Consider the following 260-nt stretch of genomic DNA (forward strand, 5'->3'; position numbering starts at 1 on the left):
TCGGTGTGGCGGCTGGCTTCCTGTCGGCAGTACGGACATAAACGGCGCACCAGTCGCTGGGCAATCACCATCGAGAGCGCCGAAGAGATCATCCAGCGCGCGACGCCCATCTGTTGCAGCCGTACCAGCGTTTCAGCCGTCGAATTAGTATGGAGGGTGGACAGCACCAGATGCCCGGTTTGCGCCGCCTTAATGGCAATTTCTGCCGTTTCGCAGTCACGAATTTCACCCACCATAATGAGGTCAGGATCCTGCCTGAG

Annotated in this window: 1 protein-coding gene; it reads right to left on the reverse strand. The window is 58.5% G+C overall.

The window, feature by feature from the left end:
* On the reverse strand, positions 1 to 260 hold a 260-nt coding region (locus RTW80_RS29770; RefSeq protein WP_312721745.1), incomplete at both ends, for an ATPase, T2SS/T4P/T4SS family.

This window comes from Escherichia sp. AM3, assembly GCF_032029835.1.
Taxonomy (GTDB): Bacteria; Pseudomonadota; Gammaproteobacteria; order Enterobacterales; family Enterobacteriaceae; genus Escherichia; species Escherichia coli.